At 43.3% G+C, this 16,383-nt stretch carries 19 protein-coding genes; 5 read left to right on the forward strand and 14 right to left on the reverse strand.

Features of this window, described 5'->3' with window-relative positions; translation table 11 throughout:
• Positions 1–5: 5 nt before the first annotated feature.
• The 14 genes from RLN88_RS11580 to ccoS form a co-directional block, all read right to left on the reverse strand.
• A complete protein-coding gene (locus tag RLN88_RS11580; RefSeq protein WP_350221566.1) occupies positions 6–464 on the reverse strand; it encodes a nitrous oxide reductase accessory protein NosL in 459 nt (152 codons plus the stop codon).
• A 12-nt stretch (positions 465–476) separates the two neighbouring features.
• A complete protein-coding gene (locus RLN88_RS11585; protein WP_350221567.1) occupies positions 477–1,091 on the reverse strand; it encodes a hypothetical protein in 615 nt (204 codons plus the stop codon).
• Between the two features lie 76 nt (positions 1,092–1,167).
• A complete protein-coding gene (gene nosZ / locus RLN88_RS11590) occupies positions 1,168–3,135 on the reverse strand; it encodes a Sec-dependent nitrous-oxide reductase (protein ID WP_350221568.1) in 1,968 nt (655 codons plus the stop codon).
• Positions 3,136–3,147: 12 nt separating this feature from the next.
• Entirely contained in the window at positions 3,148–3,720 is a 573-nt protein-coding gene (locus tag RLN88_RS11595; protein WP_350221569.1) for a fasciclin domain-containing protein, read from the reverse strand.
• Between the two features lie 16 nt (positions 3,721–3,736).
• A complete protein-coding gene (locus RLN88_RS11600; RefSeq protein ID WP_350221570.1) occupies positions 3,737–4,228 on the reverse strand; it encodes a cytochrome c in 492 nt (163 codons plus the stop codon).
• Positions 4,229–4,364: 136 nt separating this feature from the next.
• The gene (locus tag RLN88_RS11605) at positions 4,365–4,778 is read right to left on the reverse strand and encodes an RrF2 family transcriptional regulator (RefSeq protein ID WP_350221571.1); all 414 of its coding nucleotides are present in this window, start codon (positions 4,776–4,778) and stop codon (positions 4,365–4,367) included.
• A gap of 69 nt (positions 4,779–4,847) precedes the next feature.
• Positions 4,848–6,191, reverse strand: coding sequence for an oxygen-independent coproporphyrinogen III oxidase (gene hemN, locus RLN88_RS11610; RefSeq protein WP_350221572.1), 1,344 nt, complete (start codon positions 6,189–6,191; stop codon positions 4,848–4,850).
• A gap of 200 nt (positions 6,192–6,391) precedes the next feature.
• Complete coding sequence (locus RLN88_RS11615) at positions 6,392–7,072, reverse strand: sulfite exporter TauE/SafE family protein (RefSeq protein WP_350221573.1); 681 nt, start codon at positions 7,070–7,072, stop codon at positions 6,392–6,394.
• Positions 7,069–7,491 carry a FixH family protein gene (locus RLN88_RS11620; protein ID WP_350221574.1) on the reverse strand — a complete coding sequence of 141 codons (423 nt, stop codon included), beginning with the start codon at positions 7,489–7,491 and terminating at the stop codon, positions 7,069–7,071. Before RLN88_RS11620 ends, RLN88_RS11615 begins: the two co-directional genes overlap by 4 nt.
• A 128-nt stretch (positions 7,492–7,619) precedes the next feature.
• Positions 7,620–9,047 carry a cytochrome c oxidase accessory protein CcoG gene (gene ccoG / locus RLN88_RS11625; RefSeq protein WP_350221575.1) on the reverse strand — a complete coding sequence of 476 codons (1,428 nt, stop codon included), beginning with the start codon at positions 9,045–9,047 and terminating at the stop codon, positions 7,620–7,622.
• A 23-nt stretch (positions 9,048–9,070) separates the two neighbouring features.
• Positions 9,071–10,039, reverse strand: a complete 969-nt coding sequence (locus tag RLN88_RS11630) for a cbb3-type cytochrome c oxidase N-terminal domain-containing protein (protein ID WP_350221576.1) — start codon at positions 10,037–10,039, stop codon at positions 9,071–9,073.
• Complete coding sequence (locus RLN88_RS11635) at positions 10,026–10,217, reverse strand: CcoQ/FixQ family Cbb3-type cytochrome c oxidase assembly chaperone (protein ID WP_350221577.1); 192 nt, start codon at positions 10,215–10,217, stop codon at positions 10,026–10,028. Before RLN88_RS11635 ends, RLN88_RS11630 begins: the two co-directional genes overlap by 14 nt.
• Before the next feature lie 11 nt (positions 10,218–10,228).
• Entirely contained in the window at positions 10,229–12,397 is a 2,169-nt protein-coding gene (gene ccoN, locus RLN88_RS11640; RefSeq protein ID WP_350221578.1) for a cytochrome-c oxidase, cbb3-type subunit I, read from the reverse strand.
• Positions 12,373–12,549, reverse strand: a complete 177-nt coding sequence (gene ccoS / locus RLN88_RS11645; RefSeq protein WP_350221579.1) for a cbb3-type cytochrome oxidase assembly protein CcoS — start codon at positions 12,547–12,549, stop codon at positions 12,373–12,375. The genes ccoN and ccoS overlap by 25 nt, the downstream gene beginning before the upstream one ends.
• 544 nt (positions 12,550–13,093) lie before the next feature.
• Here ccoS and RLN88_RS11650 point away from each other — a divergent pair.
• From RLN88_RS11650 to RLN88_RS11670, 5 genes are all read left to right on the forward strand, one after another.
• Positions 13,094–14,482 (forward strand): MBL fold metallo-hydrolase RNA specificity domain-containing protein, encoded by a 1,389-nt coding sequence (locus tag RLN88_RS11650; RefSeq protein ID WP_350221580.1) that lies wholly within the window; start codon positions 13,094–13,096, stop codon positions 14,480–14,482.
• Positions 14,483–14,521: 39 nt separating this feature from the next.
• On the forward strand, positions 14,522–14,815 hold the full coding sequence (gene trxA, locus RLN88_RS11655) for a thioredoxin (RefSeq protein WP_350221581.1): 294 nt from the start codon (positions 14,522–14,524) through the stop codon (positions 14,813–14,815).
• Positions 14,816–14,824: 9 nt separating this feature from the next.
• Positions 14,825–15,664 carry a sulfurtransferase gene (locus RLN88_RS11660; RefSeq protein WP_350221582.1) on the forward strand — a complete coding sequence of 280 codons (840 nt, stop codon included), beginning with the start codon at positions 14,825–14,827 and terminating at the stop codon, positions 15,662–15,664.
• Positions 15,665–15,845: 181 nt separating this feature from the next.
• Complete coding sequence (locus RLN88_RS11665; protein WP_350221583.1) at positions 15,846–16,049, forward strand: hypothetical protein; 204 nt, start codon at positions 15,846–15,848, stop codon at positions 16,047–16,049.
• Complete coding sequence (locus RLN88_RS11670) at positions 16,034–16,324, forward strand: type II toxin-antitoxin system RelE/ParE family toxin (protein ID WP_350221584.1); 291 nt, start codon at positions 16,034–16,036, stop codon at positions 16,322–16,324. Before RLN88_RS11665 ends, RLN88_RS11670 begins: the two co-directional genes overlap by 16 nt.
• The last annotated feature ends 59 nt before the right edge of the window (positions 16,325–16,383 follow it).

The raw sequence follows: 16,383 nt of genomic DNA on the forward strand, positions 1-16,383 counted from the left end.
AATATTTAATGGTGATTATGTGTTTGATTTTTGCCCCACCTAAGTCTTAGTTGCTCCCAGTTTAGTTTGTCACCGCCCATAGATTGATGGGTCTCATTTCGCCCGGATTCACTGGAAAATGCAGATAAGTTAGCACCCATGGGACTAGGGATTTTTTCAGTAATCAGGTAGCTGGCTGTGAGCGCATCTGTGAGCATTCCAGGGTTGGAATAGTCCGCAACCAGGTGTGTTTTTACAGGTGGTCTTTTCCATTTTCTCAAGTCATTGATCATGCACTCAATAGCGTCATATTTATAGTTTTTCCCTTTTTCGGTTACCAACTGAGCGGCATGTTGATTATCCACGATGGTCATTTGGCAAAAGCTACAGGCATCACTCCCATAGTTGATTGGTTGAGGGCCTGTGCTACAGGATGAATAAATGAAGGGTAAGAATACCCAAACGACGAAATAGGATTTGCGCATTTTACCAGGTAGTTAGTTTAATGAAACTTTTGATTTTTTGCCTAAGTAGAAAGCAACCAACGTAAGAAACATACCAACACCTAACAAGATGCCCCCTAACCTTGGGTAGGAATATGCATCAAAATTGAGGAGTTTTTTATGCCCAAATAGCGGTGGATTGTATTGCATGGGTGTTCCATCCGGATTGACCAATTTCAATATCGCATTAGGATCCAGGTCGGTCCCATAATCCACCAGCCATAGATTAAAATCATAGATACCAAGTGCCCCAAGGATACTCATAGCTACAAACCATATCAGGAAAAAGACCGGTGATATTCTTTCCAAGAATCCAAGCAGACCTATAAAAATCCCAAGGCCAGTCATTATCCACACTACCTTTGGAAACACGGAAAACTCCCACATTTCGTTGGGTTTTGGTAGTATTTTCATGCCTATGTAATGGTTCAATCCGTCAATGTTTTGAATGTCAAACTCACTTTCTCCCCTCAATCCATTTACATGAATGTCAATGCCAAGCGGCTCAGGATACTGTGGCGCACCCAATCGGATATTCCACATGGGGAAAACAAATAATCCAAGGAGCATTGCACTTCCGATGATCATTAAGATACCAGCCCTTTTCATTTGCTTAAGATTTTTTAAATGGGAAATTGAAAAAACTGTAAGACTGAATCATCATCAGCCTTACAGTTATTCATTTTTAGATGTCATCCCCATCGAGGGTATAACTTATCTCTATGTTTGAATTTGCAGGTGATACTCGTACGTATCCTTGCATTTCCTGGTGAAGTGCAGAGCAGAAGTCTGTGCAGTAGAATGGCCACACACCTACTTTTTTAGGTTCCCAAAGGGAAGTTTTGGTCTGTCCGGGCATTACCAGGATCTCTGACGTGCCCTGTCCGATCATGGAGAAGCCGTGAGGCACATCAAAATCTTGCTCATGATTGGTGATGTGGAAATACACCTTATCACCCACTTTGATACCTTCAATGTTGTCTGGCGTAAAGTGGCTTCTGATGGTAGACATGTAGATGTGCACCACATTACCCTCTCTCACCACTTTAGCTTCAGCAGGGGTCTTGATGGCATACGGGTGATTATTTTCATCGATTCTGTAAATCTTCTTGGAATTATTCACCAAAAGCTCTGCATTACATCCAGCCGCATAGTGAGGTTCACCATGTGTTGGGAAGTCATAGAGCAATTCCATTTTCTCACCTGAGATGTCATAAATCTGTGCAGAGTGCTCCATTTCAGGACCTGTAGGTAGGTAGCGGTCTTTAGTGATCTTGTTCATAGCTACCAGGTACTTACCATGCGGTTTTCTTGAGTTACCACCTGGGATCATCAAGTGACCTACAGAGTAATAAGTTGGTTTTCTATCCACTACTTCCCAGGTGTCCAGTTTCCACTTCACCACTTCAGAAGAAATAAAGAACGTGGTGTAGGCATTGCCCCTGCCGTCAAACTCGGTATGCAATGGACCTAAGCCACCACTTTGCACACTACCAGCTAAAACATCGTCATAGTTTAGGATAGGAATACCGTAGGCATCACCGTCAAACTTCTTCGCATCAATGGCAGCCAGCATTTTATCAAATGAATGCACAGTGATGTTTGCAGATAATTTACCTGCCCCAATGATGTATTCACCACTTGGGTCTACATCACATCCGTGAGGTGACTTGGGAGTAGGAAGGAAGTAAATCGCTCCCGGTACATCAGCAGGATTAACAGTAAGCACTTCGTTCTTCATGGTAGAAGTAGCGGTATGAGTAGATTCGTCGTAAACATTGTGCGCATAATTAGCAGGCATTTTAGTGCCACCGCCATTGTTCACGTACTCCTCGATTTTTTTCCAGTTTACTGCAGCAATAAAATCCTTGTCATTCTGCGATGCATTGACTTCAAGTAGTGAATTGGCCTCTTCAGTATTATAGGTAGAAAAGAAGAACCAACCATGTGACTTGCCTCTACCCGGGTGCGACAGGTCATAGTTGAAACCAGGCATCAACAACTGAAACTTAATGTCCAAACGTCCATGCTCAGGCTCAACGGATATGAAGGTCAAAGCGCCCTTGAAGTTTTCCTTATACTCGCTGATAGGCATGTCTCTCTGAGGTACTGGCACTGAGAAACGAGTTCCAGCTACTACATATTCGGTGTTTTCAGTAATGAACGAAGAGCTGTGATTACCAGCACTGTTAGGTACTTCGATGATCTCCTCGGTTTCAAACGTGGTTAAACTAATTCTGGCAATACGAGGTGTATTGTTACCATTAGCAAAAATCCATCTGCCATCAAGCTCACCATTTGTTTGAGAAATATCCGGGTGGTGAAGGTCATCCCACGGAATAAATCCAAAAGAAGTATTCAACATCGGCTTAGTCTCTTCCGAATAGCCGTAACCTGATGTTGGAAATTGAGAGAAGACAGGAATCTCTTTGAAAAGCCTTCCAGAAGGCAACCCGTAAACGGTCAGGTTACCACTATAGCCTCCAGACAGGAAAGCGTATTGTTCATCCCTTTCGCCGGGTGCTACGTACACTTTTTCAGCTATGTTGCTGCTAAGCGCACCATTACCTCCTCTATCCCCTGCCTGACCACAAGAGAACAAGAAGGCAAGAGCGCTTATAAATAAAGTATTTTTTAAAATTGTCGTTTTCATTTTAGTTCGTGTTTAAGGTAAAATCACTTTCTCGATGACATGAATAATCCCATTTGAAGCGGGCACTGTTGCGACTATTTTGGCACCACCTACCATCACATCTTCCCCCTCTACAGTCACTTCCAGGTAATCTCCGGTAGCCATATATAGTTTTCTTCCCTTTTTCGCTTCTCGTTTAAGCGCATCCAGATCATATGACCCTGGAGCAGCATGACGGGTAAGAATGGTTGCCAGGTCGCTTTTGTTTTCCGGCTTAAGCAGGTTTTCAACTGTCCCTTCGGGTAAAGCATCAAAAGCCGCATTGACCGGTGCAAATAAGGTCAGCGGCCCAGCATTGACTATCACATGCTCAATTCCGGCAGCCTGAACTGCAGTGACAAGGGTGCTATGAGGCTCTGAAGTAAGCGCAACCTGCAGTATGTTGGGATCCGAAACATTGTCTACTACAGAGGCCTGACCCATCGGGTGACTTTCTGCGACAGAAGATGCTTCTGAAGAAGCTCCAGCCTCATTTGGCTGTGTGCAGGACCAGATCAGTGCTGGTAGCACCAATAAGATCACCGAGTTCAAAAATTTACTTTTCATAGTATTATAGGTTTGGTTATAAGGTTCTGAAGTATTCCAGGATGTCGCGAGCCTGCTCTTCAGTCATATTTTGATTGGCCATTGCAGCTCCATTGAATTCCACCAAAAGGTCTTTGGCACATCTGTCCTGCTCCACCATCAACTGAGGATCAAGGATCATATTCATGATCCATTCCGGACTTCTTCTGCTCATGATTCCTTTAGGTGATGGTCCTATGAATCGCTTGTCTATTTTGTGGCAGGCACTGCAATTGGTATTGAAGAGCGCCAGCCCTCTCTCAACCATTTCCTGATCTATGGTTTCCGAAAGTGTTACATTCTTGATTCTCCCCACTCCCTTATTGTCTAGCGTGATGCGCTCACTGGCAGGTACATTACTTTCGCTGTTAGCAGGTTCTATTTTCGACTGCTCCTTGATCTGATCAATTTTGCTTTGCCCTCCTCCGCCACCACATGCTGTGATGATGAAAAGTGCGACTATTAAAGTAATTGATAATACTCTGTTCATGACATTTACTATTTAATGGTTCAAAGTTTTAAAGAATCAGGTGTCTGAAATATGATGTTCTTCAACCTCATTTATGATTTATGTTATGTTACAAGATTAAAAGATCATTTTATCTTTTATTAAAATAAAAATTAGGTCAGTCTATGCCTTTCGTTATTAACTGAGGATCTCTTATTTCCGTAGAAAGTAGTGTTTCCTTTAGCCGATCCCGTATTTCTATAAACTTAAAATGAACTGGACACGGGTTTTTGGCTGAGCAATTTTCAAGACCAAGTACACAGCTTTCCAATAGTTTGTTTCCGTCTATGGCTTTAACAATATCTACCAGTTTGATTTGTTCATTAGGAGCTAATTCAAAACCTCCGGTGGGTCCTTTGTAAGAGATCAATAATTTACTCTTGACAAGCTGCTGCAAGATTTTGGCTGAAAAAGCCTCCGGTGAGTTTATGGCTCCAGATATTTCCTTTACTCCCGTTCTTCTTCCCTCCTGCTCATTAACAGCAATGTAGATCATAATCTTAATGGCATATTCACAGGCTCTTGAAAACATAACTTTGGTTTCAGGAAGTAAATATAAGGCATCTCTTTAATAAAGGATAAATTAATCTTTTATTATTTATTAGATTGCCTGACTGAATTTTGGTGATTTATTGGAGCCATTAAGTTTTGCATCAAGGCCAGTACAGATCACCCGAATGACTTCTCGCCCTTCAGGTAAAACTTTCATGCCTGTTTCTCCATAGAGGATAAGACCCTCTTCCTGCAATTGATCCAGCAAATCATAATTCAAAGCTACACAGTACTCCAGAAATTCAGATTCGTGCCAGGTGGTTTCAAAGTTGCACATCAGGTTGAGGATATGCTTTCTAAAGAATAGATCTTGTCTGGTGTGGATGTGGCCCTTAACAATAGGTAGCCTACCCTGATCTAGCATCTCATAGTACTTCGGAATGCTTTTTTCATTTTGAGCAAAACCAGACCAGCTATCACTTATTGAGCTTGCTCCCAGACCAATCAGCAACTTGCTGGTAAATGGTGTATAGCCCATGAAGTTTCTGTGAAGCTCTCCATCTCTTCTTGCTTCCAGGAGTTCATCACCGGGCATGACGTAATGATCCATACCCACCTCTTCGTATCCGGCTTGAAGAAAAGCATCTTTCCCCAGATGCATAAATTCCCATTTATGGTCTTCATCGGGTAAATAAGCTTCGTATGACTTTTGTGCCGGACGCATAGATGGAACATGCGCATAACTGTAGTAGGCAATACGCTCCGGTTTCAATTGAATGATCTGATCAAGTGTGGTTTGCACTGATTCCACTGTTTGTCCCGGCAATCCATAAACCACATCATAATTAACAGAAGTATAGCCGATCTCCCTTGCTTTTTCCGTGATTGCTTTCACCTGCTCAAATGACTGCATGCGATTGATCAGCTTCTGCACATTGAGATCGAAATCCTGAATGCCGAAGCTGACACGATCAAAGCCAATGTCATGTAAAGTCTCCAAGTGTTTTGAGGTGGTATTGGCCGGGTGGCCTTCAAAGCTCATTTGAAATTCCTTCGACAGGCTTGCTCTCTCAATAATTCCTGAGAGTAATCGATTCAGGTTCTCAGGGGCAAAGAAGGTAGGTGTTCCTCCTCCGAGATGAATTTCACGGATCAGTGGTTTTTCAGGTAGCTTTTCCAAATACAACTCCCACTCCTTCAGCAAATAATCAATGTAAGGATCCTCAACCTGATGATTTTTCGTAATACGGGTATTACATGCACAATAGGTACACAAGCTTTCACAGAATGGCAGATGAATGTAAATACTTACCTCCTTGCTGCTCTCCCAGAATGCAGACTGTAACGTCCTTTCATACGCCTCAATGGTAAAACTCTCCGGTTCCCAGAATGGGACGGTTGGGTAGCTGGTGTAGCGCGGGACAGGAATGTTGTACTTTCTTAGGTCTGGCATGGATCAAAATTTGGTTCAAAACTAGAAGTGTGAGAGGGGGCATGGTTTGAGGAATGGAAGGGTGGGATATGATTTATATCATCTTTATTTAGGTCACCCTGAATTTAGTTCAGGGTCTATCTGTTTAAAGATGCTGAACCAAGTTCAGCATGACTCTTCTTAGCTTTTTACAATGTCTCTCTGATAAGGGCGTTTCGATATCACAACCCACAAACTGTAATCAAACCGGCGGCATTGGCCTGCACCATTTGGTTGAACTGTGGGAGGGTGGTTAATAGCCCTCGCATGATGAGAATTGATCCGGAAATGATGGCGATAACAGGTATAGCCCGTGGTATTAAAATTTTCAGTCGATTTGAAAATACATTTCCTGCAAAGGAAAGCGTAATTAAGGCCGGAAGTGTTCCCAGCCCAAAGAGTATCATAAATAGTGCACCTTTTGCCGGAGTGCCCAATGCTACCGCTCCTGCTGCTGCGACATATGTGAGTCCGCACGGAAAGAAACCATTTGCTACCCCACTCAGGAACCAACGCTTACGCATCGAAAGGTTTTTAGAAAGGAATGACTTTAGGAAGTGATAAAATTTTGACTCGTAATAAAAGCGCTCAATGTGATGTCTGATGGACGGAATGCCGTACAATATGATCAACCCGAAACCTAGCACAAAGGCCAATGTTTGCTGAAGCTGAAAGAAGGCCACCGTGACTCCTATCAACCCCAAACCCAGCCCTATCAAAACATACGTCAAAATTCTACCTGTATGATACAGGGCAAAACCAGATTTAGACTGCTTCGGTCCCATAAAGGCCATCATCACCGGTCCGCACATGCCCACGCAATGCAAACTTCCAAATAACCCGATGATGAATGCGCCTATCATTGAATGTAGATGCTTGACTGCTGATAGTAATCTTCTTCATTTGAACGCCAGGAGATATTTACCCGATAGCTTCCAGGCACCAAATCCGACTTTGCAATCCGCTGAATATTTTCTTTAGATAGCTCGATATTGAACGACCTGTCGAACAGCTTCCTGGATGGATGATAGAAGTCTATCTTGCCGGAAGCTTGATCAGGAAATTCCAGAATCACATCTTCCATATTCTGCTTTACTGAAACCGACAGTCCATCCTCAGCTGTATTGGAGAGCTTATCCAGCTTTTGCTGATAGTTGATCTCCTGTGCGTAGTAGTCCTCAGCCACAAGATCAAAGTCTTCCTGAAAAGACCTAACTACCATGTAGCCGATAAACGCTGCAAAACAGATAAATGCCAATACGATTCCTTTTCCCCAATTCATATTTTTTAGTTGTTAGGAGTCAGAAGTAAGTAGTCAGAAGCTTAATGCCTGCATTCCAGACCTCACTACATAACTCTGTTTATTTTGCTTATCCTATATCTCAATTGGTAATTATCAATTCTCAATTGCTAGTTCGCTGGTCCTAAAAATTTGGTACTTACAGTCTCCACTAATTCCTCACCTGAGTACACGCCAATTTCAATTTTAGAGCTCATCTTTTCAAGGTTGGCGGGATCAATGATCACAAAGAAAGCTCCCTCACCTACCCCCTGTTCTGCGAGATCTATCTGACCACCTACCATCTCAATTTGCCCCTCCGGTTCCAAAAGCTCAAACCGTACATCCATGGCGTTATTGGTCTTGTTGACCATATTCACTTGATACAGATTCGTGATCATGCCATCTTCACGCTCTTGGTATAAGATTCCCGGTGTTCTTAAGATGGTTGTTTCAAAATCTGATCTAACCAATAAGAGCGTCACCAGCACACCAATTAAGAGAATAAGGACGCCTGAATACGCTCGCATCCTGGTTGTGAACTGAAAAGGTTTCTTGTCGGCAATGTTTTGTTCAGAAGCGTATCTTACTAAACCTCTCGGCTTACCAATGCGGTCCATGATGGAATCACACGCATCAATACATGCTGTGCAGTTTACGCATTCCAGTTGTGTCCCGTTTCGGATGTCTATCCCGGTGGGGCACACATAGACGCACTGTTTGCAGTCAATACAGTCCCCCTTGCCTTGTGCCTCCCGATTCTCATCCTTCCTGAATTTAGCCCTATTCTCACCTCTCTGATGATCATATGCCACTACGACACTTTGCCGATCCAGCAATACGCCCTGGAGTCGACCGTACGGACAGATCGTGGTACAGACCTGCTCGCGCATCCAGCTAAATACTCCGTAGAACAATCCGGTGAATACTACCATCGCGATAAAGCCACCGGTGTTTTCCGAAGGTCCCCCCTGAATGATTTCCCATACCTTATCGACACCCACCAGGTAGGCCATGAAGGTGTGCATGATGAAGGTACTTATCAATATAAACAAGAAGTGTTTAGAACCTTTCTTGAGAATTTTCTCCTTATCCCACGGTTGTCTATCTAGCTTTTTCTGAGCCATATAGTCACCTTCAATCCAGTATTCAATCTTTCTGAATACCCCCTCCATAAAGATGGTCTGCGGACAGATCCAGCCGCAAAAAATCCTACCAAAAACAACGGTGAATAGAATGATAAATACCAGGGAGGCGAGCATTCCAATTACAAACAAAAAGAAATCTTGTGGCCAGAATACTTGACCAAAAATGACAAACTTTCGTTCGAAAATATCAAACAGCAGAAATGGCTGTCCATCAATTTTGACAAATGGTGCTCCAAACAAAAACAGGAGCAAAAAAGAACTAACTAGCGTGCGATAGTTTGTGAATCTACCTTTAGGTTTCTTTGGGTAAACCCACACACGCTTTCCTTCCTTATCCACCGTAGAAAGGTGGTCTCTAAAGGTTTCCTCGGCACTTTCTTGCTCCTGATATATATCCTTTATGTCAGCCATTTAATTAATCCCCGATCATCGGGTTAGCAACATTCCCCTTCTTCCAGATCTGCCTCATCATCTACTGCGTCCGGATTCTCCTCTTCAGTAGCTTCTGCACCATTTCCATTTTCCCGCTCAAACAACTCTCCCTGAGGCTCTTTTGGATTTGCAGATGACATTCCCTCAAGGGTATAGATATAGCTGGCTACCTGCTGCATTTTCTTAGGAGAAAGCTGCGTTTCCCATGCAATCATTCCTTTTGATGGTACACCATACTTAATCGTTTTGAAAACCGATACAATGTCACCACCATGTAGCCAATACTTATCGGTGAAGTTTGGGCCAACGCCCCCGCCACCATCTGCGGCATGGCACACAGCACAGTTTGCGTCATAGATGGCCTTGCCGGCATTGATGTCTGCAGTTTCCAATGCGAGCTCCACACTGTTCTCATCAATCAGGTTATCCAGAGATGCCAGGTACACCTTCACCTCTTCCTTCGCCTGAATCATCTCAGCCTTAAACTCATCCTCTTGCCTTGGCATATCCAGAAAGTAGAACCGAAACATATAGATCGCAGCAAAGGCAATAGTAAAATAGAAACCATATAGCCACCAGGGTGGAAGTCGGTTATCTAGCTCGCGGATGCCGTCGTACTCATGATCGGTAGCAACCTCCGCTTCTCTTGCCACAGGCACAGAATCATTGAGCCTATTCCAAAATCTTCGCCAGAAGCCAACCCCCTCTTCTCCTTCTTTCACAGCAATTAATTGGCTTTCCTCTTCCACAATACCCATCTCAGCACGTTTCAGACGAAGGACGACTTTCAAGGCAACCAATAAGGTATACATCGCAATCACGGCAGTAATCGCCACGACAACAGCGAGACCCAGAATAATTTCAATCTGATATTGCTCAAAAAAGGATCGTTGCGAAGCTTCTTCCTGAGCCATAGTCAGTCCGGGTAGTGCAAAAATGAGTGTCGATAATACGTATTTAAGCTTGCTCATGATCAGTTTCGTTTGAGTCCAATGGAATGTTTGAAATTTCGTTGAATACCTTTTTGTCCACCCTCAGCACATAAATAGTTAGCGCAATAAAGAAGGTGAAAAAGATGATGAAGGAAATGATGGGAAAGATCTCTATCCCTGCTATCGTTTCCATGTGATGTTTAATGAATTTTAGCATGATCTTTCCGTTTATTTATTTTCAGATACTCCTTCTACATTCTTGATATCCGTGCCCAATCGCTGCAGGTAGGCAATCAGCGCTACGATCTCCGCATCACTGCTCACTTTGATTCCCTCCATCTCTAGTCCTTTAGATATTAATGCAGCCTGTATTTCGGCATCAGCCACAGCTTTCTCATCATAGCCTTCTTCGTATGGCACACCAAGTGTTTGCATCGCTCGGATCTTGGCAGGAGTTCTTTCTTTGTCCCACTCTTGCTCATAAAGCCATGGATACGGCGGCATAATAGAACCAGGTGACATACTCGTGGGATCAAGCATATGATAGAAGTGCCAGCTATCTGGGTACTTCTTCCCTACCCGATGCAAGTCTGGTCCGGTGCGTTTGGATCCCCACTGGAATGGGTGATCGTATACAAATTCACCAGCTTTGGAGTATTCCAGATCTACCGGATCATATCGCATCACCTCAGACCGGAACGGACGGATCATCTGTGAGTGACAGGTGTAGCAACCTTCTCTCACGTAGATATCACGGCCATTTAGCTCCAGCGGAGTATATGGTTTTACTGAGGATATTGTCGGCACGTTTGACTGGATCAGGAATGTCGGTATAATTTCTATTGCTCCACCAATGGCCACCAGAATCAAACTCCAAACGAGCATTCTCATCGGTTTCCATTCGAAGATTCTTCTGTGCCAATGATCGCTTTTGGCTGGTTTATAATCCTTCATCAAAGGAGCAGCCTGTGCTTCAGTTGATGGTTGGAATTTTCCGGAACGAGCGGTTTTTATCAGGTTAAATACCATCACAAACACACCACTCAGGTAAAGCAGTCCTCCGAATGCTCTCAATGCATACATTGGAATGATTTGAGTCACTGTCTCAAGGAAATTGCTATACACCAAGGTTCCATCCGGGTTGAACTGTTTCCACATCAAGCTTTGGGTAAACCCAGCCCAGTAAAGTGGAATTGCATAGAATAGGATTCCCAGCGTACCAATCCAGAAGTGAACATTTGCCAGCTTCTCCGAGTGAAGTTTTGTTCCATAAAGTTTAGGAATCAAATAGTAAAGCATCGCGAAAGTCAGGAAGCCGTTCCATCCCAATCCTCCGATATGAACGTGTCCTACGATCCAGTCTGTGAAGTGACCAATGGCATTTACATTTTTCAATGAAAGCATCGGTCCTTCGAAGGTGGCCATACCATAACAGGTAATAGCGACCACCATGAATTTCAGAATAGCGTCTTCTCTTACTTTATCCCATGCTCCTCTCAATGTCAACAGACCGTTTAGCATACCACCCCAGGACGGTGCAATCAGCATCACGGAGAACACCACACCTAGTGACTGTGCCCAGTCAGGCAAAGCATTATACAACAAGTGGTGAGGACCTGCCCAGATATAGATAAATATCAATGCCCAGAAGTGAATAATTGAAAGTCTATACGAGTAGATCGGACGGCCTGAAGCTTTAGGGATGAAGTAGTACATCAAACCCAGGTAAGGTGTAGTTAGGAAGAATGCCACCGCGTTGTGTCCGTACCACCACTGCACCAGGGCATCCTGTACGCCTGCATACCAGGAGTAGCTTTTCATGAAGTCAATTGGCAGCTCAAATGAGTTTACAATGTGAAGCATAGCAACCGTCACAAACGTTGCGATGTAAAACCAAATGGCTACATACAAGTGCCGCTCCCTTCGCTTGACTATTGTCATGAACATGTTGAGACCAAACACTACCCAGATAAGTGCAATGGCAATATCTATTGGCCATTCCAGCTCCGCATACTCTTTACCGGAAGTCATTCCGAGAGGTAGTGTGATTGCTGCCGCCAGGATAATTAGTTGCCATCCCCAAAAGTGGATCTTGCTCAGCAGATCGCTGTACATGCGGGTTTTACATAATCGTTGAAGGGAATAATACACCCCGGCAAAAATCCCATTCCCCACAAATGCAAAAATCACCGCATTGGTATGCAGTGGTCTTACTCTCCCGAAAGTGGTGTATTGTAATCCGAAGTTGGCTTCCGGCCACACGAACTGGCATGCAACAAGAAGTCCCACCGACATGCCGACAATTCCAAAGATCGTGGTAGCGATTAGGAAATTTCGGACCGTGGTGTTGTCGTAATGGAAGGTCTCAAGACCTACTTTTTGGTTGTTTTCTGACATTGGTCACTAGGTTTATCATCATCAAAAAGAATGCGGACTGATGGTGTATAATCATCCTCAAACTGCCCTGAGCGGGATGCCCAAAGGAAGGCTCCCAGGAAGCTGCCTGCCAGCAAAAGACTACATGCGATAAGGATAAATATGACACTCATAATCCGTAGACAAGATTAGCGGAGCAACGCAGTGTCACCGATGAGGCGTGTTAGGGTCACTTATGATTTTTGTCAGGTTGTATTCCGCTAAGTAATCCTCACCAGTCACTCCAAATGGCTATCCGCTATATGAAAGTAAAATTTAATGAAAAACGGAAGGGATTCAAAATCATGGATATGTTTTGCGCCCTTACAGAAAATCCTGTGGCCTCTGATATGTCGTCTCAGACGACCAACCAAGCAAATCTGGAAGAGTTATTTTTCTAAGTGGCGCAATTCCTAACCAAGTGAAACGGAGATCAGGAATCTAACCCACTATTACGCCAATTATAAGTCCAATCAAAATTGAAATAATTATGACCCCAAATAGCGCCTTTAAACTTATTTTACTCATTGGATTTAAAGACATAGTCTAAATTTAAAGATTTCTCACTTCGTTCGAAATGACAGGTTGGGATAAAGATCACCTCCCCTCCTGAGCAGAATCATCAGCCTCTCAACAATAAAGCTCAATTTTTACCTACCTTGGTTTTTTAATTAATGCATGGATATACGAATTAAGTTTCTTGGTGGTGCCGGCTCAGTGACGGGATCAAAGTTTTTACTGACTGTAGATGATTTCAACCTGCTCATAGATTGTGGGCTTTTTCAAGGACTAAAAGAACTAAGACTTAGAAACTGGGATGAACTTCCAATTGAGCCATCAGAAATTGATGCGGTAATTGTAACCCATGCGCACATTGACCACTCGGGCTATCTCCCACTCTTTTTCAAAAACGGGTATGGTGGTGAAGTTCATTGCACAGAGCCTACCAAAGATCTGGTAGAAATCCTATTGACGGATAGTGCCAAACTCCAGGAAGAAGAAGCAGAGTTTGCCAACAAAAAGGGATATAGTAAGCACAGCCCAGCCAAACCTTTGTACACCGTAAGGGATGCTGAAGCCATTTTTCCAGCCATAAAAACCCATGCATTTCATCGGTCATTTAGGGTCAATAGCAATGTAGAAGTAAAATTCTTTCACGCTGGACATATCCTGGGGGCAGCAAGTGTAGAAGTAAAGGTATATACGAGTCAAGGGGTTAAGACAATGGTATTCTCCGGTGATCTGGGCCCTTTCCATAACCCACTTCACCTCTCACCTGAGTATCCTAAGAGGGCAGACATCTTATTCATGGAATCAACCTATGGTGCCAGAAACCATGAGCCTTTAGATATGGAGCTGGAGATAAAGAAAATCATTGAAGAAAGTGATCAACGAGGCGGATGCATTGTGATCCCTGCTTTTTCGTTGGGCCGAACCCAACTTATCCTTTATTACTTATGGAAGGTCTTTCAAAACATTCGATCACGCCCCATCTATGTAGACAGTCCTATGGCTATTAGTGTCACCCGGCTTTACAAACTGTATTCAAGGTACCACAGGCTCAAGCCGGATAGTGATTTTGGTCATCACATTTTTGATGCCCCCTTCGTACATTATGTGACTGAGCAAAGTCAGTCTCGTGTACTAAACACCATTAAGGAGCGAGCGGTCATCATTTCAGCAAGTGGAATGGCAACTGGTGGACGCATATTGCATCACTTATATCATCGGCTTCCCAATGAGCAGGACATCATTATGTTTACAGGCTTTCAGGCAGTCGGTAGCCGGGGAAGAGACCTGGTGGATGGAAGCCCTTCAGTAAAAATATTTGGTGAAGAAGTTCACGTAAAAGCCAAGGTCCTCAATATTCATGGACTCTCTGCACACGCCGGTCAACAAGAATTGCTTGATTGGTCCGACCATATCCAGAGCAGTCCCAAGATGACTTTTTTGGTACATGGAGAAAGTGAAGAATCCGAAGCGCTTGGCAAAAAAATGGGTGAGCGAGGATGGAATGTAACTATCCCTGATTACAAGGAAACTTTTACATTGTTTGATCATGTTTAATCCTTCGAAAGGCTCATGATGAACTCAAAATAATTAACAATGTCAAAGTTCAATGATTTAATAAATGGAGATCAACCAGTACTGGTAGATTTTCATGCTACCTGGTGTGGGCCCTGCCACACGATGGCTCCTGTTCTGGAAGAATTGAAAAAAGAGATCGGTGATAAGGCACGTATCATCAAAATAGATATTGATAAAAATCAGGCTGCAGCTCAAAGGTTCAATGTGAGAGGTGTCCCCACTTTCATCCTATTCAAGCAGGGAAAGCAGCTATGGCGGCAGTCTGGTGCCATGCCTAAACATATCTTAGCCCAGGCAATAGATAAGGCGTAACTTGCCTCCATGATATCGAATATTGTCTCTGCTGACTGGCTCATTGAAAACCTCAATCTTCCCAACCTAGTCATTCTTGATGCTACCTTGGCCAAGCCAAAGGGTATGGAGCCAGATGTTCCAAAAGATGTTCAAATCCAGGGGGCCAAATTCTTTGATATAGATTCTCGATTTTCAGATGCTTCCATTGGTTTGCCACACATGATGTGTGACGCAGAGCAGTTTGAGAACGCAGCGCAAGCATTAGGTATCAACAATGACAGCCTTGTGATTGTATATGATGATCATGGAGTCTACTCCAGCCCCAGGGCCTGGTGGATGCTTAAGTCCATGGGTCACAAGCAGGTGGCTGTACTCAATGGTGGTTTACCCAAATGGGTTCAGAAGAACTATCCCACAGAACCTAAAAAAAATAAGTCGAATAAAGGAAACGGCAATTTCAAGGCTACCTATGAGCGTGGATGTTTTGTGAATGCTGAATACATATTTGAGCATTTGGATGATGAGGATATTCTTGTACTGGATGCCAGATCCAAAGGAAGATTTGATGCAATCGAGCCTGAGCCAAGAGCAGGATTGAGAGGAGGTCATATCCCTAATTCTGTCAACATTCCATTCCCTGAGGTATTGAGTAATGGCCTGGTATTGAAATCTAAAAACGAGCTAAAATCCGTATTCAATCAATACGATCTTAGGGACAAAAAAAGGCTTGTTTTTTCCTGCGGATCCGGACTTACGGCATGCATTGTGCTGCTGGCCGCTCACATAGCCGGCTATGAAGACCTGACTGTCTACGATGGCTCCTGGAGTGAATGGGGACAGCCTTCTGATCTGCCGGTGGAGGCGTGAAACTATCCAATTAATGTATTAGCCAGTTCACAAAGACGACTCAAAAATTAAGGCTAATCCATTATCTCGTACTTCTTATTTTGCTTTGGAAAGAATTTACACCACCAAAAAGGATTTCACATTTCGCAGAATTTTGAAATCCTTTTGATAAAAAAAAGAGTTTTATCGTTATTTTGTAATCATGAGTATCGAAGCAAAAAGATATCACCTGATTGAACGGGTAATGCAATTCAATGAAAGAGAGATTGATAAAATTGAAACATTTTTAGAAGAAGAGTCAGAGTTATCGGCTTCATTGGATAAAGCATTAGAGCAAGTGGATGAAGGGAAAGTAACCCCACACAGTGAAGTGAGAAAGAAGTATGAAAAATGGCTTTTAAGGTAAACTGGACTGATGAAGCCGTCAATGATCTGGATGAGATTATTGAATTCCTTGGAGAAAAGTGGACCGATGAACAAGTCCGCAACTTCTTTGCTCGCTTAGAAGAATGCTTGTCTAATATCAAAGAAGCTCCTCACCAACCAAAAGACTCCTTGAGAAAGGAAGGGACAAAGGAATATCAACACTCCAAAAAGACAACTATTTTTTATTCCTATGATGATAAGGTGATCAATATTTTGAGGCTTTGGACGAATCTGAAAAATCCCGAAAGGCTGTAATTAAGTATCGTAAACTTAATACGATTATTATATTAAGAAAATGCTTAGTCGGTTGCAAA

The organism is Ekhidna sp. (assembly GCF_040223195.1).
Classification (GTDB): Bacteria; Bacteroidota; Bacteroidia; order Cytophagales; family Cyclobacteriaceae; genus Ekhidna.

Coding starts and splice junctions, on each gene's coding strand:
- RLN88_RS11585 (WP_350221567.1), bottom strand. CDS start 1,091: ATGAAAAGGGCTGGTATCTTAATGATCATCGGAAGTGCAATGCTCCTT.
- trxA (WP_350221581.1), top strand. CDS start 14,522: ATGTCAAAGTTCAATGATTTAATAAATGGAGATCAACCAGTACTGGTA.
- ccoS (WP_350221579.1), bottom strand. CDS start 12,549: ATGAGTGTCATATTTATCCTTATCGCATGTAGTCTTTTGCTGGCAGGC.
- hemN (WP_350221572.1), bottom strand. CDS start 6,191: ATGCCAGACCTAAGAAAGTACAACATTCCTGTCCCGCGCTACACCAGC.
- RLN88_RS11600 (WP_350221570.1), bottom strand. CDS start 4,228: ATGAACAGAGTATTATCAATTACTTTAATAGTCGCACTTTTCATCATC.
- RLN88_RS11580 (WP_350221566.1), bottom strand. CDS start 464: ATGCGCAAATCCTATTTCGTCGTTTGGGTATTCTTACCCTTCATTTAT.
- RLN88_RS11670 (WP_350221584.1), top strand. CDS start 16,034: ATGGCTTTTAAGGTAAACTGGACTGATGAAGCCGTCAATGATCTGGAT.
- ccoG (WP_350221575.1), bottom strand. CDS start 9,047: ATGGCTGACATAAAGGATATATATCAGGAGCAAGAAAGTGCCGAGGAA.
- RLN88_RS11595 (WP_350221569.1), bottom strand. CDS start 3,720: ATGAAAAGTAAATTTTTGAACTCGGTGATCTTATTGGTGCTACCAGCA.
- RLN88_RS11605 (WP_350221571.1), bottom strand. CDS start 4,778: ATGTTTTCAAGAGCCTGTGAATATGCCATTAAGATTATGATCTACATT.
- ccoN (WP_350221578.1), bottom strand. CDS start 12,397: ATGTCAGAAAACAACCAAAAAGTAGGTCTTGAGACCTTCCATTACGAC.
- RLN88_RS11635 (WP_350221577.1), bottom strand. CDS start 10,217: ATGCTAAAATTCATTAAACATCACATGGAAACGATAGCAGGGATAGAG.
- RLN88_RS11660 (WP_350221582.1), top strand. CDS start 14,825: ATGATATCGAATATTGTCTCTGCTGACTGGCTCATTGAAAACCTCAAT.
- RLN88_RS11630 (WP_350221576.1), bottom strand. CDS start 10,039: ATGAGCAAGCTTAAATACGTATTATCGACACTCATTTTTGCACTACCC.
- RLN88_RS11615 (WP_350221573.1), bottom strand. CDS start 7,072: ATGATAGGCGCATTCATCATCGGGTTATTTGGAAGTTTGCATTGCGTG.
- RLN88_RS11665 (WP_350221583.1), top strand. CDS start 15,846: ATGAGTATCGAAGCAAAAAGATATCACCTGATTGAACGGGTAATGCAA.
- RLN88_RS11620 (WP_350221574.1), bottom strand. CDS start 7,491: ATGAATTGGGGAAAAGGAATCGTATTGGCATTTATCTGTTTTGCAGCG.
- RLN88_RS11650 (WP_350221580.1), top strand. CDS start 13,094: ATGGATATACGAATTAAGTTTCTTGGTGGTGCCGGCTCAGTGACGGGA.
- nosZ (WP_350221568.1), bottom strand. CDS start 3,135: ATGAAAACGACAATTTTAAAAAATACTTTATTTATAAGCGCTCTTGCC.